The organism is Algoriphagus aquaeductus (assembly GCF_003253485.1).
GTDB classification, from domain to species: domain Bacteria; phylum Bacteroidota; class Bacteroidia; order Cytophagales; family Cyclobacteriaceae; genus Algoriphagus; species Algoriphagus aquaeductus.
In genome coordinates, this window is record NZ_QKTX01000001.1 from 486,238 (window position 1) to 505,588 (window position 19,351).

Annotated in this window: 17 protein-coding genes; 11 read left to right on the plus strand and 6 right to left on the minus strand. The window is 45.5% G+C overall.

Going from position 1 to position 19,351, the window contains the following annotated elements; genetic code table 11:
- Positions 1 to 84: 84 nt before the first annotated feature.
- Positions 85 to 1,107, minus strand: coding sequence for a 4-hydroxythreonine-4-phosphate dehydrogenase PdxA (gene pdxA / locus CLV31_RS02100; RefSeq protein WP_111391207.1), 1,023 nt, complete (start codon positions 1,105 to 1,107; stop codon positions 85 to 87).
- Positions 1,108 to 1,212: 105 nt separating this feature from the next.
- Between pdxA and rsmA the strand changes: the two genes are divergently transcribed.
- The 5 genes from rsmA (at position 1,213) to CLV31_RS02125 (ending at position 5,364) form a co-directional block, all read left to right on the plus strand.
- Positions 1,213 to 1,998 (plus strand): 16S rRNA (adenine(1518)-N(6)/adenine(1519)-N(6))-dimethyltransferase RsmA, encoded by a 786-nt coding sequence (rsmA, locus tag CLV31_RS02105; RefSeq protein WP_111391272.1) that lies wholly within the window; start codon positions 1,213 to 1,215, stop codon positions 1,996 to 1,998.
- A complete protein-coding gene (mgtE, locus tag CLV31_RS02110) occupies positions 1,985 to 3,352 on the plus strand; it encodes a magnesium transporter (RefSeq protein ID WP_111391208.1) in 1,368 nt (455 codons plus the stop codon). The genes rsmA and mgtE overlap by 14 nt, the downstream gene beginning before the upstream one ends.
- Before the next feature lie 2 nt (positions 3,353 to 3,354).
- The gene (locus tag CLV31_RS02115) at positions 3,355 to 4,284 is read left to right on the plus strand and encodes an NAD(P)-dependent oxidoreductase (RefSeq protein ID WP_111391209.1); all 930 of its coding nucleotides are present in this window, start codon (positions 3,355 to 3,357) and stop codon (positions 4,282 to 4,284) included.
- A 159-nt stretch (positions 4,285 to 4,443) separates the two neighbouring features.
- Complete coding sequence (gene greA, locus CLV31_RS02120; protein WP_111391210.1) at positions 4,444 to 4,917, plus strand: transcription elongation factor GreA; 474 nt, start codon at positions 4,444 to 4,446, stop codon at positions 4,915 to 4,917.
- A gap of 54 nt (positions 4,918 to 4,971) precedes the next feature.
- Positions 4,972 to 5,364 carry an HIT family protein gene (locus CLV31_RS02125; RefSeq protein ID WP_111391211.1) on the plus strand — a complete coding sequence of 131 codons (393 nt, stop codon included), beginning with the start codon at positions 4,972 to 4,974 and terminating at the stop codon, positions 5,362 to 5,364.
- An 89-nt stretch (positions 5,365 to 5,453) separates the two neighbouring features.
- On the opposite strand, the gene CLV31_RS02130 is transcribed toward CLV31_RS02125, so the two are convergent.
- The gene (locus CLV31_RS02130; RefSeq protein WP_111391212.1) at positions 5,454 to 6,203 is read right to left on the minus strand and encodes a 3-keto-disaccharide hydrolase; all 750 of its coding nucleotides are present in this window, start codon (positions 6,201 to 6,203) and stop codon (positions 5,454 to 5,456) included.
- Positions 6,204 to 6,295: 92 nt separating this feature from the next.
- Here CLV31_RS02130 and ypfJ point away from each other — a divergent pair, with 92 nt between their 5' ends.
- Entirely contained in the window at positions 6,296 to 7,195 is a 900-nt protein-coding gene (gene ypfJ / locus CLV31_RS02135; protein ID WP_111391213.1) for a KPN_02809 family neutral zinc metallopeptidase, read from the plus strand.
- 14 nt (positions 7,196 to 7,209) lie between these two features.
- Here ypfJ and CLV31_RS02140 read toward each other — a convergent pair whose 3' ends face one another.
- Positions 7,210 to 8,436 (minus strand): NRAMP family divalent metal transporter, encoded by a 1,227-nt coding sequence (locus CLV31_RS02140; RefSeq protein ID WP_111391214.1) that lies wholly within the window; start codon positions 8,434 to 8,436, stop codon positions 7,210 to 7,212.
- 79 nt (positions 8,437 to 8,515) lie between these two features.
- On the opposite strand from CLV31_RS02140, the gene CLV31_RS02145 reads away from it, so the two are divergent.
- The 4 genes from CLV31_RS02145 (at position 8,516) to CLV31_RS02160 (ending at position 13,727) form a co-directional block, all read left to right on the plus strand.
- Entirely contained in the window at positions 8,516 to 9,532 is a 1,017-nt protein-coding gene (locus CLV31_RS02145; protein ID WP_111391215.1) for an alpha/beta fold hydrolase, read from the plus strand.
- Complete coding sequence (rmuC, locus tag CLV31_RS02150) at positions 9,522 to 10,763, plus strand: DNA recombination protein RmuC (RefSeq protein WP_111391216.1); 1,242 nt, start codon at positions 9,522 to 9,524, stop codon at positions 10,761 to 10,763. The genes CLV31_RS02145 and rmuC overlap by 11 nt, the downstream gene beginning before the upstream one ends.
- Positions 10,764 to 10,925: 162 nt before the next feature.
- Positions 10,926 to 12,272: a Trk system potassium transporter TrkA gene (gene trkA, locus CLV31_RS02155; protein ID WP_111391217.1), complete on the plus strand. Its 1,347-nt coding sequence runs from the start codon at positions 10,926 to 10,928 to the stop codon at positions 12,270 to 12,272.
- Positions 12,273 to 12,275: 3 nt separating this feature from the next.
- A complete protein-coding gene (locus CLV31_RS02160) occupies positions 12,276 to 13,727 on the plus strand; it encodes a TrkH family potassium uptake protein (protein WP_111391218.1) in 1,452 nt (483 codons plus the stop codon).
- Here the strand turns inward: CLV31_RS02160 and CLV31_RS02165 are convergent, their stop codons facing one another.
- Together CLV31_RS02165 and CLV31_RS02170 are read right to left on the minus strand one after the other, a co-directional pair.
- Positions 13,728 to 16,184 (minus strand): ligase-associated DNA damage response DEXH box helicase, encoded by a 2,457-nt coding sequence (locus tag CLV31_RS02165; protein ID WP_111391219.1) that lies wholly within the window; start codon positions 16,182 to 16,184, stop codon positions 13,728 to 13,730.
- Positions 16,174 to 17,766: an ATP-dependent DNA ligase gene (locus CLV31_RS02170; RefSeq protein WP_111391220.1), complete on the minus strand. Its 1,593-nt coding sequence runs from the start codon at positions 17,764 to 17,766 to the stop codon at positions 16,174 to 16,176. The genes CLV31_RS02165 and CLV31_RS02170 overlap by 11 nt, the downstream gene beginning before the upstream one ends.
- 128 nt (positions 17,767 to 17,894) lie before the next feature.
- On the opposite strand from CLV31_RS02170, the gene CLV31_RS02175 reads away from it, so the two are divergent.
- Positions 17,895 to 18,401: a hypothetical protein gene (locus CLV31_RS02175; RefSeq protein WP_111391221.1), complete on the plus strand. Its 507-nt coding sequence runs from the start codon at positions 17,895 to 17,897 to the stop codon at positions 18,399 to 18,401.
- Positions 18,402 to 18,753: 352 nt separating this feature from the next.
- On the opposite strand, the gene CLV31_RS02180 is transcribed toward CLV31_RS02175, so the two are convergent.
- Positions 18,754 to 19,350 carry a hypothetical protein gene (locus CLV31_RS02180; protein WP_111391222.1) on the minus strand — a complete coding sequence of 199 codons (597 nt, stop codon included), beginning with the start codon at positions 19,348 to 19,350 and terminating at the stop codon, positions 18,754 to 18,756.
- Position 19,351: the final 1 nt, after the last annotated feature.

Consider the following 19,351-nt stretch of genomic DNA (forward strand, 5'->3'; position numbering starts at 1 on the left):
CTCCTGATTTAAGACCGCAAATGTAGGTAATATTTTAAATTAGCTGAAACAGATTTTGAAATAAAATTTGGTTTTTCTCAATTTTTAGGCTTCTACTTCTTCTGCTTCATGTTGACTGACGATGTCTGAGGCCAAATGCAATGCAGCCCTCATGGAGCCCTCATCTGCCATGTTTTTGCCTGCGATATTGTAGGCCGTACCATGGTCTGGAGAGGTTCGGACTATCGGCAGTCCGGCTGTGAAATTTACTCCGGTGCTGAAAGCCATCGATTTGAAAGGGATCAATCCTTGGTCATGGTATATGGCAAGAACTCCATCGAATCGTTTTTGGTGCATCATTCCAAAGAAACCGTCCGCAGGATATGGCCCGAAGACATAGTGGTTTTTGTCTTTCATTTCCCGAATGGCTGGTTTCAAAATTTCCTCTTCCTCGCTTCCCAGCAGTCCTTCTTCTCCGGCATGGGGATTGACTCCGAGAATGGCAATTTTTGGCTTATCTATGCCGAAATCCTCCTTTAGGCTCTTTAGAAAAATGTTGGTTTTTTGAAGTACTCGCTCTTTGGTCAGCGCTTCTGTAACTTTAGCCAAGGGGATATGGCCGGTGACTAATCCTACGCGAAGATCATCACTTACCATCATCATCAAGCTGTCTTTTGCGCCTACAGCTTGGGTGATAAATTCCGTATGGCCGACAAAAGGCAATTCCGCTGTGTTGATGTTGTTTTTGTTGACAGGGGCGGTGACCAATCCATGGATTTTGCCGAACTTCAGATCCTCCACGGCGGACCTGAGTGCTTCCAATGCAAGCTTGCCGGCCTCTTGGGTTTCTACGCCCGGAATAATCTCAGGACATTCCTCGGTTACATTGATCACGTTGATTTTTCGGTGCTGAATCTCTTCGACGGATCGGATCTGCGTAAAATTGAAATCCTCCAGGTTCATCAATTTCCGATAAAAAATCAACGCTTTTCCATGACCATAGATCAATGGGGTAAATGACTTATACACTCTGGCATCTGCCAAAGCCTTGAGCGTGACCTCCACACCAATTCCGTTGATATCTCCGATACTGATTCCGACGATGGGTTTATGTTTTCTTGCGTTCATGGTAGTTATCTTTCCTCAGGGGTGATTGGACAATTTTCCAAGGCATTTTGGAATATTCCCGTAATTTTAGGCCTGCAATTTATAAAAATTTATCAGAGCCGAAGGATGGAAAAAGTCAAACCTAAAAAGCACCTAGGGCAGCATTTTTTGACCGATTTGAGTATTGCCGAGCGAATCGCACAGGCGGTCAAAGGTCATGGAGGTGTAAGCAAAGTGCTGGAAATAGGCCCGGGGATGGGGGTTTTGACGGACTTCCTTCTGAAAGGGAACTTGAACCTTTATCTGATTGATATTGATAAAGAAAGCATTGCCTACCTGCATCAGAAATACCCTCAGCTTGAGGATAAAATCATCGATGGAGATTTTCTGAAGTTCGATTTTTCAACAATATTTCCGGAGCCTTACGCCATTGCCGGCAACTTTCCTTACAACATTTCCTCCCAGATTTTCTTCAAAGTGCTGGAGGATAAAGACCGGGTGACCGAAGTGGTCTGTATGTTACAAAAGGAGGTGGCACAGCGGATTGCTTCTCCTAAAGGAAACAAAGATTACGGCATTCTTTCCGTTTTGCTTCAGGCCTGGTATGATATCGAATACCTCTTTTCCGTGCCTCCGGGGGTTTTTAATCCGCCTCCAAAAGTAAATTCAGGAGTAATCAGATTGACTAGAAATCAAACACAAAAACTGGATTGCGATGAAAAGTTGTTTAAGCAGGTGGTGAAGGCAGGATTTGGGAATCGAAGAAAAACCCTTCGGAACTCTCTAAAATCCTTTCAACTTACCGAAGAATTCAAATCCAATCCTATCTTGGACAAGCGCGCCGAGCAATTGGATGTGGCGGAATTTGTGTTTTTGACCCAACAAATCGAAAAAGGTCGTGGAGCCCATTAAGCAATTTGAGCTATCAAAAGAGTACCTCGAAAGTCTCCAACTGGGGATCGAAGAGGGAAATATTGACTTTATCCTCGAGTCACTCGACGGAGTCAATGTAGCGGATATTGCGGCTTTGCTGGACGAATTGTCCATGCAGGAGTCCATCTATGTACTTCGTCTCTTGGAAAAGCAGCTGGCAGCGGATATTCTGATCGAGTTGGATGAGGATACCCTGTCTAAGGTTCTACCCGAACTGGAGATAGCCGAAATCGCCTCTTGGATCGAGCTGATGGACTCGGATGACGGGGCGGATATTCTGAGTTTTTTTTCGGAAAAAGAGCGGGAAGAGATCATCGCTGAAATTCAGGACCGGGTCAAGCTGGATCAAATCCTCGAACTCCTCCGCTATGAGGAAGATTCTGCAGGTGGGATTATGGCCAAGGAATTTATCCGGGCCAACAAAAACTGGAATGTAGTCCAGACCATCAATGAGATCCGCAGACAAGCAGAGAACGTGGAGAAAATTTACTCCATCTATGTGGTCAATAATAAACAGCAGCTATTAGGCCGGGTGTCTTTAAAGAAAATCATCCTTGCATCCGCTGAAACGAAGATTGAAGATATTTTTGATGAGGATGTGATTTCTGTGCCGGTTCACATGGATCAGGAGGAGGTCGCCTCCATTATGCGAAAGTATGACTTGGAATCGGTGCCAGTCATCAATGCCAAGAATAAATTGGTCGGACGAATTACCGTCGATGATATCTTGGACGTCGTGCAGGAAGAGGCCGACGAAGATATCCAAGCCATGGCTGGGGTCTCTGCGGATATTGAGGAGTCTGACTCCGTGTTTACAATTTCCAAGGCCCGTCTGCCTTGGCTGTTGATCGGTGTGATCGGAGGGTTGATGGGGGCAAAGATCATCGGATTTTTTGAAGATGGTCTGAGTAAATATTTGGCTCTTGCTTCCTTCATTCCCCTGGTGGCGGCCACAGGAGGAAATGTCGGGATTCAGGCATCTTCTCTGATTGTCCAGTCATTGGCTTCCAAATCTGCTTTTGATGATACCCCTTGGCAGCGATTTCTGAAAGGCTTGTTTGTCGCGCTATTAAACGGATTCGTTTTGGGAGGCTTTGTTTTTCTGGTGGTGGTATTTCTGTATGGCTTTGATCCGATTTTTGGAGTTACGGTAGGTGCAGCCCTATTCTGCGTGGTGCTGTTGGCCTCTTTTATGGGTACGGTCACGCCTTTGGTCCTCAATCGCTTTGGGATCAATCCGGCGATTGCCTCAGGACCATTTATAACTACTACAAATGACCTTCTTGGACTAGCCGTTTATTTTGGCGTAGCCATGCTGTTGCTTAAATTATAATGATGAAGATTTTAATCATCGACGAGATGCACCTGAGCATCCTCGACATGTTGGAGAGAGAAGGCTTTCAAGTCACCTATTCCCCAAAAATCACCCGGGCAGAAATCATCGATCAAGTCAGCGAATACGAGGGATTGATCATCCGTTCCAAAACCCCTATGGACCGGGAATTATTGGAAAAAGCCACTCGACTGAAGTTTATTGGAAGGGCAGGGGCAGGCCTGGACCAGATTGATTTGGATTACCTCGCTGATCGGGGAGTAAAGCTTTTTCATGCAGCAAAAGGGAATAGGGATGCCGTGGCTGAGCATGCACTTGGAGGTCTTTTGGCCCTGCTTAATCATATCCCAAAGGCCGATCAGGAAGTACGAAAGGGAATCTGGGATCGGGAAGGCAACCGCGGACATGAGTTGATGGGCAAGACCGTAGGGATATTTGGGTATGGAAATATGGGGAAGGCCTTTGCCCGGAGGTTAAGGGGCTTCGGAGTGCAGATCTTGGCCTTTGATAAATATAAGGTGGATTTTGGATCCGCTAAGGTGCAGGAGGTGATCTGGGAAAAGCTCAAGGCTGAAGCGGATGTCTTGAGTATTCATGTGCCTTTGACTTCGGAAACCCGCGATTTTTTTACTTTGCAGGAGTTGAAGAGCTTTGCCAAGCCTATTTGGTTAATAAATACAGCAAGAGGAGAGGTGATTAGTTTTCGGACACTCAATGCGGCTTTGGATCAGGGAATTCTACGTGGAGCGGTGTTGGATGTGTTGGAAAATGAGAAATTCCAGAAGTTCTCCGCTGATCAAAAAGCCGAATTCGAGCGCTTGGCTCAGCGGGAAAATGTGATTTTTTCTCCCCATGTAGCCGGTTGGACATTTGAGTCTTATGAAAAAATCAATCGTGTGCTCGTGAAGCAAATTAAAAAGGCTTTTAATTAACAAAAGCCCCAAAACTGACCTGTTTAAGTGTTTTTTAATGGCTTGCTTTGTCAGAATGCTTTCCTATCTTTGCAAAGTACATAAAGGAAAAAACAAAGTAACGGTCTCCGACAAGTGACCGTTACTTTGTTTTTGGTCCTGTCCGAAAAATTGTTAGCTATGTCAAAAGTACAGTATTACACCGAAGAAGGGCTGAAGCGTTTGAAAGACGAACTTCAGGAATTGAAGACCAAAGGAAGAGCGGATATTGCCCGTCAGATCGCTGAGGCGAGAGACAAGGGCGATCTCAGTGAAAATGCCGAGTATGATGCAGCTAAAGATGCACAGGGACTTCTGGAGCTTAAAATAGCCAAATTGGAAGCTGTAGTCGGCAACGCCCGCGTATTGGACAATTCTCAGATGGATACTTCCAAAGTGGGAATTCTCAGTACCGTGAAAATCAAAAATGTAAAAAACGGCATGACCGTGAGTTACAAATTGGTTTCTGAGGAAGAAGCCGACCTGAAAGCCGGCAAGATTTCTTTGGCATCTCCGTTTGGAAAAGGCTTGGTGGGCAAAACAGTAGGCGAAATTGCTGAAATCAATGCGCCTGCCGGAACCCTTCAATTCGAAATTCTCGACATCACCTATTAATTCTCTCATCGAATCCCGGTAGTTTGATCGGGATTTTTTTAATTCTAATCAATTATGGCCAGCATCTTCACCAAAATTATCAACCGTGAAATTCCCGCCCAAATCATAGCGGAAGACGAGCAGCATATTGCATTTTTGGACATCATGCCTTTGGTCAAGGGTCACGTTTTGGTCGTGCCCAAGCGAGAGGTCAATTATATTTTTGACATGGAGCCAGAGGAACTGGCGGCCCTCCACCTTTTTGCTCAAAATGTGGCTAAAGCCATGGACAAGACTATCAAATGTACCCGAATCGGAGTGGCCGTGATCGGTCTGGAAGTGCCTCATGTACACATCCACTTGGTTCCCTTGAGAACCATGGATGATATTAATTTTACGAGGCCGAAATTGAAATTAAGTCCAGAGGAATTGGCTGAAGTAGCCGAGGTGATCAGAGGGGGATTTTAGGTTTGATTTGTAAGTGGTTAGTTGTGAGTAGTAAGTTGGTTTGGAAAACCTTTTACCACTTACAATTAACCACTTACCGGTTATAAAAGTCACTTCACCTCCTTAATCCAAATATTCCTGTACAGTACATCATGGCCTTCAGCCTGAAGTTTTAGCCCGCCGGGAGTGTCGGTAATGCCTTTTCCTCCGTCATTTCCTCCGTCGATTCCGGAGTTGGGACCACCCCAAACCTGCTGAATTTCCACATTGTCGTGGATTTTTACGCCATTGAAGAAGACAGTGACACGGGCTTTTTCGGTCAGTTTTCCGTTTTCAAATCGGGCCGCTCGAAACTGAATATCATACGCATTCCATTTGCCCACTCCGTTGTATGCTTTTTGGGTAGGCAGGTGTTCATTGATTACAGCGGCCATTCCGTGAAGGCCATAGTCACCGTCAAGAATTTGGATTTCGTATCGATTTTGGAGATATACCCCACTGTTGCCTTTTTCATTAAGAACTAAAAATTCCACATGGGCTTCAAAATCTCGAAACTCATCTTTGGTTACGATATCTGCTGCTCCATATTTGCCTCCGGCTCCTGCAGGGTCGTTGGCTGAAATGGCTTTTTTTCCATCCACGGGATCAGTGACTTCCGGCCATTTGATGGGCATTTCTGAAGAAAAGCGCGGGCCTTCCCAGTATTTCCAGTTTTTGTGAAGAGATTCCTTGGTGCCATCGAGATACACTTTGGCTCCTTTGGGAGGTTTGGTGCCGAGGTAGTCGGCTTTTTGTGCCAGTGTTGTAGTGCAAGTCAGAAGACAGAGAGCCAATGCTCCGGTCAGGGAGGATAGATTCATAGGTTTAGGGTTTATTTTTTCTATTCGGGTTTAAACCGATTTTATTCATCCTCAATTTGGCTAATTTTATCTTAAATCAAACTTTTTAACAGATGAAGTGGCAAGGTAGAAGACAAAGCTCCAATATCGATGATAGACGGGGCAAAGGCGGTCCGAAGATGGGAGCAGGAGGATTTAATCCCATGCTCCTTGGACCTCTGTTGAAGATTTTATTTTCCAAAGTCGGTTTGGTCATTATCGGTTTGTTTTTAGCCGTTTCTTTTTTGACCGGCAATAACCCACTTTCCCTTTTAAGTAACCTTCTTGGAGGCGGAGGGATGGGAATCGCTACCCAGTCTAATTATGCTCCAACAGCCGAAGAGGAGGAGTTGGCCGAGTTTTCGGCCACCATTTTGGCAGATACGGAGGACGTTTGGAACCGCCTTCTTCAAGATTACAGAGAACCCACTTTGGTGCTTTTTACCGGATCCGTTTCGTCTGCCTGTGGTTCTGCAAGCAGCGCCACGGGACCGTTTTATTGCCCGGCTGATGAAAAGTTGTACATCGATTTGAGTTTTTTTGAAGATATGGAGACCAAACTTCGGGCAGGTGGGGACTTTGCCTATGCGTATGTGATCGCGCATGAGGTCGGTCACCACCTACAGAAGATCATGGGTATTACAGACAAGGTGCATAATCTGAGAGGCAAAGTCAGCGAAAAAGAATACAATCTGAATTCTGTCCGGTTGGAGCTTCAGGCTGATTTTTTAGCGGGTGTTTGGGCGCACCATAGCCAGAAAATATCAGGGATGATGGAGGAAGGTGACCTGGAAGAGGCCCTGAATGCAGCCAACGCCATCGGAGATGACCGACTCCAAAAACAGGCAACAGGTCAGGTAGTTCCAGATTCGTTTACCCATGGCACCTCAGCCCAACGGATGAAGTGGTTTAAAAAAGGTTTTGAGACTGGGGATCTTGCTCAGGGAGATACATTCAGCGCGAGGGACTTATGAGTAGGTCTTTTTGGCTAAAACCAACCCAAAACACTCCCCACACTCTTGATACCAAGGACCAACGTGATCAGCCAAATCAAAATCCCAAACGCGATTACTTTTTTGCTCAGGGAGTTTTTGCCAAGCAATGATTGCTGACTTGCCGCCCAGATCAACCAGCCACTGATGACGGGAAGTAAAACACCATTGGCCAGTTGGGCCAGCGTAATTAAGGTGACGGGTTTGATTCCGAAGGAGGAAAAAATAATCCCCAAGACTAAAATCGCCCCCATGCTGCTTCTCATTGCAGAGGATTTGATCTCCTGATCCCATCCCAAAATCCCGCATATTACCAATCCCCCAGCCAGAGGAGCGGTGAGCGAGGAAGTCAAGCCCGCTGAAAGCAGCCCAAATCCCATCAGGTAGGTGCCAAAACTTCCAAAAACGCCACTCAGGCCATGGGCAATATCCTGTGCCGTTTCCAGATTTTCAGAAGGATTTGCCACTCCTACAATTAAAATCCCCATAGACACCAATCCTCCCAAAATTACCGAAACCCAAATATCCCTTTTCATCAGAGGGAGTTCGGTCTGATTTTTCCATTGCTTTTTCACCAAACTGGCATAGAGAAAAAGATTGTACGGAACAACCGTCGTGCCTATCAATGCTACGATGGTGGGGAATTTTTCGGATGAAAAGGTAGGGACAAAGCCATGAATCAATTGACTAAAATCCGGTTGGGTAAGTATTGAAGTGGTCAAAAAAGCGAAGGACATCAACAGGACTAATCCCACAAGGATCAACTCGAGCCGTTTGTAATTACCTGTCCAAAGGAGTAGAAAAGCAAAAACTCCGATCAGGAGATTTCCCGATAGCACCTTAAAAGGTCCAAATTCCCAAGTAGGAAACACTACAAAAATCCCCAGCCCCATGTTTGCCCCGGAGATATTTCCACTTTGGTAGGCCGCATTTCCCAATCCAATGGCTAGAAGGATCAAAACCATAATCAAAAATCTAAAAAACCGGTTTCCTGATTGATTTCGGACCAATTCGCTGAGATCCTTTTGGGTGACAATCCCCAGCCTTCCCGATAGCTCCTGAAGAAAAACAGTAGCCACAATACTAAGTCCCAATGCCCACAAGAGCGTAAAATCAAACCTGATCCCTGCAAGCGTACAGACGGTGACCGTGCCCGGACCGATAAAGGCAGCAGTAATCAATGGGCCGGGCCCAAGGGAAGTAAGAATTTTTTTTAGGCTCACTAAAGTAAGTTTTCGGGAAAATAGAGATTTGGGAAGATTTTTTGTAGGTTTTGTTTCCTACTTAGAAAATTAAAAAAGCATGCGCTGGATAAGTAAGATTTTGAAAATACTCGCTTTGTTGGTTCTTTCCTTGGTGTTTTTTCTGGCGCTGTTGTTCCGTAGCGATCTTCCTGAAGAGGAGGTGGTTGAAAAATACAGTACGCCCCAATCCCACTTTATTGAGGTGGACGGAGTCAAAGTTCATGTTCGGTTTTTAGGAGAAGGTGAGCCTATTTTTCTTTTGCACGGTAGTTTTAGCTCTCTCCATACTTGGGATGTCTGGCAGCAGGAGTTAAGTCCTTATTACATGACCATTTCATTGGACTTCCCGGGGCATGGATTGACCGGTCCCGACGAAAAGAAACGCTATAGTATTGAAGACTACAGTCAGCTGGTATTTGATCTTGCTGAAAAATTAAATCTCCCAAAATTCCATCTGGCAGGCAATTCTATGGGAGGGGCAGTAGCTTTGCAGATGGCTTCGCAAAGGCCGGACAAGGTGCTTTCTCTGAACTTGATCGACGCCTCTGGAGCACCTAGAAGAGAAGTTAGGAGTCTGGACTCCACCCAATCCCAGGCAAGAGGAGGTGGTGCCTGGATTTTCCGATTGGCTTCCCATCCGTTTTTTTCCAAAATTCTCTTGAAATGCACTCCAAAATTCCTTTTTATCATGAATATGAAAGAGGTGTATGGCGATCAATCCAAAATATCCGAGGAGGCGGTCACCCGATATTACGAATTGATGCTCCGGGAGGGGAATCGAAGGGCAACCCTGGATCGACTTACTCAGCCCCGCAATACTTCGATTCATTTTGATCGACTGACCATGCCGACCTTGATCCTTTGGGGAGCCAAAGATACCTGGATTCCTTTATCCCAAGGTGAGGCATTGGAAAAGGCCATTTCCGGATCCAATTTGATTGTCTTTGAAGGAGTAGGTCATGTGCCTATGGAAGAAATTCCGACGGAATCTGTCGCAGAATACCTTAGCTTTTTAGGGGTAGAAGTGAGAAAAAACTACCTTCAGCCACCCAAACACGTGGCTTATGCAGATTGAATGGTTGATTTATCTCCTTTTGGCTTTTCAAGTCCTTTTTTTCATTGGTTTCTTTTTGGATAGAAAAAGTGGCAAAGCCAATCAAATCATACAGGACCAACTCCAGCAGATCAATCGCGACCTCAATCAGGCTTTGACTGATGGGCGAAAAGAGTCTGCAGATAATCTGATCCGACAATTCCAACTTGTTTTTGAAAATCAACGCAGTGGCGCTAAAGACCAAAATGAAGCACTCAGACAGTTTGGAGAAACTGTCAGGCAATCGATGCTGGATCTGAGCAATCTACAGCGGGAAAAGCTCTCCGAACTCAGCCGGCGTCAGGAGGAGCTGGTCAGAAATACGGAGGAAAGGCTGGAGAAAATTCGGGAAACGGTCGACGAAAAACTTCAAAAAACGCTCGAAACCCGGTTGGGGCAGTCTTTTGAGTTGGTCAGCAACCAACTTCAGGCTGTCCAAAAAGGATTGGGAGAAATGCAAAGCCTCGCCAATGGTGTAGGAGATCTCAAGCGGGTCTTAACCAATGTCAAAAGCCGGGGAGTGTTGGGAGAATACCAGTTGCAGGCAATTTTGGAAAACCTGCTTTCACCGGAGCAATACCTAGTGAACGCTTCTGTCAACGGAACCCGGGAACGGGTGGAGTTTGCTGTAAAGATGCCCGGACAAGACGAGGCTGTTCTATTGCCGATTGATTCCAAATTTCCCCAAGAATCTTACCTGCGTCTGGTGGATGCATACGAGGCCAATGAAAAGTCATCGATTGATTTTTGCAGAGCAGAGTTGATCAAAGCAGTCAAAAAATCAGCCTTGGATATTCAGTCCAAATACATTCATCCTCCGGGGACGACCGATTTTGCCATTCTTTTTCTCCCGGTGGAGAGTCTGTATGCGGAGATTCTTCGCGAACCCGGACTCGCGCAACAGATTCAACAGGACTTCAAAGTGATAGTCACAGGTCCGACTACCTTATCCGCAATATTGAACTCACTCCAAATGGGTTTCAGAACACTTGCTATTCAGAAGAGAAGTGCAGAAGTGTGGCAAGTCTTGGGGGCGATCAAAACAGAGTTTGGCAAGTTTGGGGAGATGCTGGAAAAAACTCAGAAGAAGCTCACGGAGGCAAACACTGAATTAGACAAATTGGTGGGAGTACGAACCCGGGTGATCCAGCGTAAGCTGAAGGAGATCCAACAACTCCCGGAATCACAAAGCCGCGATTTGCTTGATGACTAGAGACTTGAGTAAGATTCGGTAAAAAAAAGACCGGGAATAGTCCAACACATTGACGGTTTACTTACCTTTTCGGTCATTTTGAAAAACAAAGTGGCTTAAATCCTGAAAACCATTGGTAAAGGATTTAATTTTGTCGCTTCTCAGATCACTTCAAATACCTCTATGGGAATGAGTATTGTGATCGCAGGCGCAGGGGATATGGGTTATCACCTGGCTGAGCGATTGAGTTTTGATAACAAGGATATCACCCTGATTGATACCGAGCGAGATGTGTTGGATTATGCTGCCTCCAAGCTGGATGTACTCACGATCCAGGGGGATGCTACCTCTCTCGATGTCCTGCAACAGGCCAATGTGGACCAGGCACATATGGTTTTGGCTGTCACCACTTCAGAAAAGACCAATCTGGTTACCGCAGTCCTTGCCAAGCAATTAGGCGCCAAGCGGGTGATGGCGAGGGTTCGTAACCATACCTATCTCAAGCAGGAAAACGTTCCCTATTTCAATAATTTAGGAATCGACAACCTGATCTCTCCAACCATGCTTTGCTCCAGAGAGATCTTCAATATGATCGAAAACTCCAACTTTACCGAGGTTTTTGACTTTGGGGGAGGGAAACTCAATATCGTAGGAGTCACGTTGGACCAATACAATCCGCTGGTCAACCAACGGATCATGGATACCAAATCCAATCCAATTTATGAGGATATCCGGATTATTGCTATAGTCAGGGACCAAAAGACGATTATCCCAAGAGGAAATACGATCATGCGCAATAATGACCATGCGTATTTTATTTCCTATAAGAAAAACTCCGAATCTATCATTGAAGCCTTGGGCCAGGAAAAGGTCAAGATCAAAAACATTATGATCATCGGAGGTGATGATATGGCTGTGACCACGGCAATAAAGCTTCAGGATAAATACCGGGTGACCTTGGTCAACAAAGAAAAAGAGCGATGCAAATGGCTGGCCGAGCACCTGCCCAATACGCTGGTGATCAATGGAGATTATAAAAACATCGAGATGCTGGTTGAGGAAGGACTCGAGCAAATGGATGCTTTTTTGGCCTTGACCGAATCTTCAGAAACCAATATTATTACCAGTCTTTCGGCCAAAAATCATGGAGTCTACAAGACGATTGCCCATGTGGATACCCGGGAATATATCCATATTTCCCATAGCATCGGGGTCGATTCTCTGATCAATAAAAAATTGGTAGCGGCCAATGAAATCTCCAGGTATCTCAAAAAAGGCACCGTGGATGCTGTATCAGGTATCTATGGTGTGGACGCAGAATTTATCCAATACAGCGTTTGTAAAACCAACCGACTGACCAAGCATCCGATCCGGGAGCTACATTTTCCGGAGACTGCCTTGGTTGCCGGAGTGATTCGAGGGGAGGAAGTATATATTCCCGATGGAGATTTCAGACTCCAAATCGGGGATAAGGCTATCGTTTTTGCTTTACCGGAGGCCAAAATTTCATTGGAAAAGCTTTTTCATTGATTCATGATTCACCTGAAGGCTATCGGAAAAATCATGGGAGCCCTCCTTTTTTTGATAGGAGTGCTGATGTTGCCTGCGGCGGCAATTTCATGGTTGTACAGCGAAAACTCCAATCCCATCATGATTTCTGCTGCCATCTCCCTCTTTATCGGGATGGTATTGTTTTTTTCATTTTCCAAGCAGGATGAATTTGTCCGGAAAAGAGAAGGATACCTCATCGTAGCCTTGAGTTGGATCTTTATGACAGGATTTGGAATGCTTCCGTTTTTGCTTTCCAAGGAAATTGTCAGTGTATCGGATGCAATCTTTGAAACCATGTCCGGTTTGACCACGACTGGTGCGTCCATTCTGACTGACATTGAGGTAATGCCCAAAGGGTTATTATTCTGGAGAAGTATGACCCAGTGGATTGGAGGCTTGGGAATCATCGTTCTCACGGTAGCTATTTTCCCGCTTTTGGGTATCGGAGGGATTGAACTGTTTGTGGCAGAATCCCCGGGACCAACATCAGATAAAGTGCATCCCAGAATATCGGAAACAGCCAAGCGTCTTTGGTATGTGTATGTTGGACTTACTTTGCTTGCATCCCTTTTATACTGGGCAGGAGGGATGACGCTCTATGATGCTGTCAATCATGGACTGACGACTATGGCTACAGGAGGTTTTTCAACCAAAAATGCTTCCATGGCCTACTACGACGCTTATCCATTTATCCAATACACAGCTGTCGTATTTATGTTTTTGGCAGGTACCAATTTCACCTTGATTTACTTTGGATTGATTGGCAAGTTTCATAGGATTTTGAAGAGTGATGAATTTAAGTCTTATGCACTGGCCGTGGGGATGCTTACCTTGATTTTATTTATTCCTATCGTTTCTCAATCAGATTATGGCTGGGAGTTTTCATTTAGAAAAGCCATTTTTCAGGTGGTTTCCTTGATCACTACTACCGGATTTGTTACAGATGATTACACCCAGTATGGACAGGGAGTTACGTTTATTTGTTTTATGCTTTTGTTTTTGGGAGCGTCTGCCGGTTCTACCGCGGGAGGAATCAAATTTGTCCGACACGCAACCTTCTTGAAAAACACCTGGCTGGAATTTAAGCGTATCGTGCACCCAAGAGCCATTGTCCCCTTGATTATCAACGGAGAGCGAGTCACGGGAAGGATCATCAACAATATCATGAACTTCCTGTTGATTTACCTGATTACTTTTGTTGGAGGATCATTGGTGATTTCCTTAATGGGTTACGATTTTGCCACTTCTTTGGGAGCGGTAGCCACTTGCCTGGGGAATGTCGGGCCTGCGATTGGGGATGTGGGTCCTGTAGATAATTTTTCCTTTTTTTCTCCGGAGGCTAAGCTCATGCTTTCATTTTTGATGCTGTTGGGTCGACTGGAATTGTTTACCATTTTGATCCTATTTACTCCATTCTTTTGGAGAGCCAATTGATCAGTCGATTTCCAGTTGGGCCAAAATTTTAGCGACTTTATCTTCCACACTTTCTGAGGAAATGTTGGTGCGGCTGAGTCGGTCCACCATGATAGGGAAGGAGAAAGGAGTGAACTGAGTGGGATGTCTGACGACAATTTCCAGCTGATTTAGCTTTTTCATGGCCTGAATAAACATCTCCTGTTCCATCTGCTGATTCAGAGCTTCTTCCCGTGCTTGCTTCAACAACAAATTGTCCGGGTCGTATTGCTCAAATACCTGGAAAAGCAAACTGGAATTGGCCTGGATATGCTTGAAAGAAGTGGGTTTTCCGGGATAGCCCTGAAAGACCAAACCGGCAATGCTGGCAATTTCCCGGAATTTCCGTCGGGACATTTCACTTTCATTAACACAGTGTAGGATGTCATTTTCAATATTTTTCAGGCTAAAAATATCTTCTTCCAGAATCTCCTCGGCAGAAATCGGGACATCCGAAAGGATTTCAAAACCATAATCATTCATGGCCATATTGAGTGATACCGGGTAGCTTTGAGCAATCCGATACGAAATCAGTGCGCTCATGAGTTCATGCATCATACGCCCTTCGAAAGGATAGAAAAACAAATGATATCCATCGCGACTTTGCAGGGATTCGATGAGGAAGGTGGATTCATCCGGGACAATGGATAGCTTACTCTGCAAATCCAGAATCGGCAATACTTTGCGGACCTCTTCTGAACGGATGATTCCCCGATTGTATTCTCGGAAAATCTCCCGGATCTTGTGTGATAGCATAGAGGAAAGGGACATTCTAGCGCCCATCCAACTCACCACATTGCTGGTTTTCTTTTCGGTTACCTTGACAAAGACATCCATTCCTTTGACTTGAAGCAGCTCCAGATTTCTTCCGGCAAAGAAAAATCGGTCTCCGGTTTTCAGTTTGGAAATGAAGTATTCCTCGACAGTGCCAAGGTAAGTTCCGTTTTTGAACTTCACTTTAAGCGATACATCGCTCACGATGGTCCCCATGCTGAGGCGGTGCTTCATGGCGATTTTCTTGCTTTTAACCCGATACTTGCCGTCCTCATCCTTCACTACTTTGAGAAAATCCTCATAACTGCCCAAGGAGGCTCCGCCTTTGGTAATAAAATCCATTACCCACTGGATTTCCTCATCGGAAAGATTTCCAAAAGAAGCTGTTTTTTTCACCATTGGGAAAATCTCCGAGGGGTCAAATCCATCGCCCACCGCCAAAGTCACCAAAAACTGGATCAGGACATCAAAAGGGAGTACAGGGGTGAATTGCGACTCCATTTCCTCCTGTTGGATCGCATTCCGAAGTGCGGCTGCCTCGATGAGTTCGAGTGAATTGGTGGGAACAAAGTAGATCTCCGAAGGCAGCCCCGGTTGATGTCCTGCCCGGCCTGCCCGCTGCACAAATCGGGAAACTCCTTTGGGACTTCCCACCTGAATCACCCGATCTACCGGCCTGAAATCTACCCCCAAATCCAAACTCGAGGTACACACGACCAATTTCAGCACACCTTCATGCAGGGCATTTTCTACCCAAGTTCTTACCGAGGTATCGAGTGAACCGTGATGCATGGCGATCCAACCGGCCCAGTCTGGCCGGGCTTCCAGGATTTTCTGGTACCAAATCTCGGTTTGGGAGCGGGTATTGGTAAAAAGCAGTACCGATCGGCCGCCTTCGATGATCTCGATTACCTGATCCATCAGGCGGATCCCCAAGTGCCCTGACCAAGGGTATTTCTCGATTTCCTCCGGAAATACAGCGTGAATCACAATCTCCTTATCCACTTTTGCCTTGACAATGTGGATGGGAAGCTCACTCCCCAAAAGGGTTTGGGCCGCTTGGCTAAGGTTACCGATCGTAGCAGAAACTGCCCATCGTTTGAATCTGTGAGGATTGAGACTTTGGATATATTCGAGTGCCAACTGTACCTGCACGCCTCGCTTATTTCCTACCAACTCATGCCATTCATCCACCACAACCGCGCTAAGCGATTGGAACAGTTCGTGGTGATCTTTTTGGGAAATCAGGATGTGAAGGGTCTCAGGCGTAGTAATCAGGCATTCCGGAGGCCTTTTCTTCATCGCTGAGCGCGTTTTTGCATCAGTGTCTCCGTTTCTTACCACTACTTGCCAAGGCAGACCAATCGCTTGGCAAACTTCCTGCATGGCTTTTTGGAGATCCTGTGCCAAAGCCCTGAGCGGAGTCACCCAAATCAGCTGAATTCCGTTGGTTTGAGGGTTTTTCCAAGTGTCGGGATGATTTTGGATGTATTCCAAAAGTGCTGGAAACCAAAGGGCAAAAGTCTTTCCTGAACCCGTAGGGGCGTTGAGCAAACCGGATTTTCCGTCCAAAAAATCTTTCCAGGCCTGAATCTGAAAAGGGAAGGGCGTCCAGCCTTTCTTACGGAAGTACTCCAGTCCGATTTCCAGTCGCTTATCCTCCATATTGCTTGAGCAAGGCTTTGAGGTCATCCAGGGTATTGGCTTCCTCCTTGGGTTTGTCTTTTCTCCAGCGTGAAATTCGGGGAAATCTCAGTGCTATCCCACTCTTGTGACGGGGACTGTCCTGGATTCCTTCAAAGGCTATTTCAAAGACCAATTCTGCTTTGACGGTTCGTACAGGACCAAATCGTTCTCGTGTATTTTTCTTTACGAAGGCATCTACTTCACGAATTTCTGCGTCGGTCAGGCCCGAATAGGCTTTGGCAAAAGGAACCAATTGCTCCCCGTCCCACACTGCCAAGGTGTAGTCCGTATATAAATCAGCGCGACGGCCATGTCCCTTTTGGGCGTAAATCATGACTCCGTCGATGGTCAGTGGTTCGATTTTCCACTTCCACCAGCTTCCCCGCTTTCGTCCTGTTTCATAGGGAGATTCTGCCTTTTTCAGCATGAGTCCTTCCGCAAGATTCGTTCGGGATGACTGCCGGATATGTGCAAGTTTTTCCCAAGATGGAGCATCCACTCGTTGGGAAAGTTCAAATCGGGGATGGGGGTGGGATTGATGCAGGGTTTCTAAATGTGCTCTTCGTCGGTGCAGTGGCCAATCCCGAATGTCTTGGCCTTCCCATTCCAAGAGGTCGTAGGCAATGAAGCTCACCGGAGCTTCCTGAAGCTGTTTTTTACTGATTGTTTTTCTTCCGATCCGGGTTTGGAGGAGCGAAAAAGAAAGTGGCATTCCATCTTTGAAGGCAATGATTTCACCATCCAGCACGGTGCCATCGGGAAGGTTTCCCACCAAATTTAGAATTTCCGGAAATTTTTCATTGACCAGTTCTTCTCCGCGGCTCCAGATAAACGACTGATTTCCTCTTTGGATCAGTTGACCTCGTATTCCGTCCCATTTCCATTCGGCAATCCAATCTTCGATTTGGCCCAAATCGGAAACAGGATTCTCCAATGGATGGGCGAGGAAAAAAGGGTAGGGTTTGGAGATGTCTTTGGTCATGCCAACCGGTGATGCCAGTGTCTCCATTTTGGTCCGTTCTGGATCCCAATTGCCCATCAAGGCGTGTGCAATTTGGGATTTATCTTTGCCCAGATGCTTGGCCAAAGCCTGGATGATCAGGTTTTGACTTACTCCGATTCGGAAACCACCCGTAATGAGCTTGTTGAATACAAATCGCTCAGTCCTGTTCAGTCTGTCCCATGCGGAAAGGATAAAATTCTTTTTTGCCTCCTCCTCCTGATTTTCAAGTGCCTTCAATTCACTGATCCATTGAGAAAGACTATTTTGGTGTTCAGCCTGTGGAGGAGGAAGCAAAAGTGCGATGGTCTCGGCAAGATCACCCACGGATTGATAGCATTCTTCAAATAACCAGTCCGGAATTCCGGCTTTCTCCTGACACCAAGTTCTTAGCTGTCGGGTATTGACTTGCCTTTTGGGTCTTCGATGAGAAAAAATGGCAATCCCCCAAATTTGATCCTGGGAAGATGCATTGTGAAAAAAGGAGGACAAAGCATCCAGTTTATCTCCGGTTTTGTTGGACTGATCGAGACGGGTAATAAGCTCCGCAAAATGTTTCATCGAAAAAGAGGCGTATCTTTTGGGGTTTGGAGACCTTTGATAGTTTCGATCTGAGCGAATTTGATAATTTTAATTCAAAATCAAACAGGTCTAAGGTTCTGTTCGTTTTAGCTGAAAACATACAATCCATGAAAAAGTTACTTCTTGTATTCATCATCGCCTTTTTATGTTGGTCATGCTCCGAAAGGGAAGACGAAAAATACACCGGAAACCAGGTTGAGTTTCCGCTTTTCCAGTCCAGTACCTATGATTTTACCGGAAAATTGACCATAAGAGAGTTGATTGGAGGAAGTTTGGAGTTGACACTGAGAATGGACGGATTGAAATCAAACACTGACTACGCTTATCCTGCCCACTTACATTTTGGGAGCTACGATCAAAAAGACAGCCCCATTGCTTTTTTGCTCAATCCTGTTGCTGCGAGAAACCTTGAGTCGGTGACTGTTTTGGGAGCCTTATCTGATGGTTCTACGTTGGATTTTGAAGCCGCGAGATCCTTTGACGGACATGTCAAAATCCATTTGGCCAATGAAGGGCCTGATTACGGAGTGATTTTAGTAGCAGGAAATGTAGGACCAAAGTCATCCCTGGGCTTTGAGATGGAGCAAATGGCTGTGTGCGGGAATAATTATTAATTGATTGAGAGAAAGTACAAAAATACCTTTGAGCCTAGGTTCAGAGGTATTTTTTATGGTCCTTTTTTGAAGAGTCCTTGGGCTAGAGCAGAATTCCTATTTTCTGGTGTTTAATTGGGTTGAATTGCCAATACCTTCAAGAGTTGGAAAAAAGGCAAACTCGATTTTTTGTAGACTTTAGCCCGCACCTTTTTTTAGATTGATAAGGGAGGAAAGAGGATTTTTACATTTCAAAAAATGCATAGGCCTGGTTTCTAAATATCGATTTGGAAAAAACTTAGATCCAAAGAAGGGGAAATAAAAAAGGCGCGAATTCTGGAAGAATCGCGCCTTTTATGTATTTAGGGGAAATTTAATTGATTACCACTGGGAAGGTGATATCCAAATCAGTCTCACCACCTGCCTGAACAAAGTTTTCAAAGTTTGGATTGGAAGCGCCAGAGAAGCTCTTATTCAAGTCATGTCTCAATACTACTCTCATCGTTGTATTGTTGGTACCTGGAGAGGAGGAAACAGTGACCAAATTTCTCAGTCCCAATGCAATTCCACCCGCATCAGCGTAGGCAATAGTCATGATATTGTTGGTAAATGCAGGGCCCAAGAAGAAGAATTGATGCTCGTCCGCTTCTTCGAGGATCTCCTCAGTGATATCCTCGTTTTCGATGGAGTTAAATACCTCAATCGTCATGATATATCTTTTGCCTCTGGTAATATTGACAGGCTGAATAGTCGGTGAAGACCCTACCTCGATTCCTTGGGGATCACTTGCCTTGAATGAAACCGGAGAACCGACCGGATTATTGGAAGCATCTACTTCCTGGAAGTTCAGGGTTACGTCTGTGATTACCTCGCCGTCATTCTCTTCCTCAGGATTTTCACTTTCGCAAGAGGCAAATCCCATAGCTAGAACTGCAAAAAGGTAAAGGGGTAGCTTTCGTAGGTTTTTCATA

What these genes read in the sequence shown, in the direction of transcription:
- pdxA (WP_111391207.1), bottom strand. Translation starts at nt 1,107, where the DNA reads ATGAACGCAAGAAAACATAAACCCATCGTCGGAATCAGTATCGGAGAT.
- rsmA (WP_111391272.1), top strand. Translation starts at nt 1,213, where the DNA reads ATGGAAAAAGTCAAACCTAAAAAGCACCTAGGGCAGCATTTTTTGACC.
- CLV31_RS02115 (WP_111391209.1), top strand. Translation starts at nt 3,355, where the DNA reads ATGAAGATTTTAATCATCGACGAGATGCACCTGAGCATCCTCGACATG.
- greA (WP_111391210.1), top strand. Translation starts at nt 4,444, where the DNA reads ATGTCAAAAGTACAGTATTACACCGAAGAAGGGCTGAAGCGTTTGAAA.
- CLV31_RS02125 (WP_111391211.1), top strand. Translation starts at nt 4,972, where the DNA reads ATGGCCAGCATCTTCACCAAAATTATCAACCGTGAAATTCCCGCCCAA.
- CLV31_RS02130 (WP_111391212.1), bottom strand. Translation starts at nt 6,203, where the DNA reads ATGAATCTATCCTCCCTGACCGGAGCATTGGCTCTCTGTCTTCTGACT.
- ypfJ (WP_111391213.1), top strand. Translation starts at nt 6,296, where the DNA reads ATGAAGTGGCAAGGTAGAAGACAAAGCTCCAATATCGATGATAGACGG.
- CLV31_RS02145 (WP_111391215.1), top strand. Translation starts at nt 8,516, where the DNA reads ATGCGCTGGATAAGTAAGATTTTGAAAATACTCGCTTTGTTGGTTCTT.
- rmuC (WP_111391216.1), top strand. Translation starts at nt 9,522, where the DNA reads ATGCAGATTGAATGGTTGATTTATCTCCTTTTGGCTTTTCAAGTCCTT.
- trkA (WP_111391217.1), top strand. Translation starts at nt 10,926, where the DNA reads ATGGGAATGAGTATTGTGATCGCAGGCGCAGGGGATATGGGTTATCAC.
- CLV31_RS02160 (WP_111391218.1), top strand. Translation starts at nt 12,276, where the DNA reads ATGATTCACCTGAAGGCTATCGGAAAAATCATGGGAGCCCTCCTTTTT.
- CLV31_RS02165 (WP_111391219.1), bottom strand. Translation starts at nt 16,184, where the DNA reads ATGGAGGATAAGCGACTGGAAATCGGACTGGAGTACTTCCGTAAGAAA.
- CLV31_RS02170 (WP_111391220.1), bottom strand. Translation starts at nt 17,766, where the DNA reads ATGAAACATTTTGCGGAGCTTATTACCCGTCTCGATCAGTCCAACAAA.
- CLV31_RS02175 (WP_111391221.1), top strand. Translation starts at nt 17,895, where the DNA reads ATGAAAAAGTTACTTCTTGTATTCATCATCGCCTTTTTATGTTGGTCA.
- CLV31_RS02180 (WP_111391222.1), bottom strand. Translation starts at nt 19,350, where the DNA reads ATGAAAAACCTACGAAAGCTACCCCTTTACCTTTTTGCAGTTCTAGCT.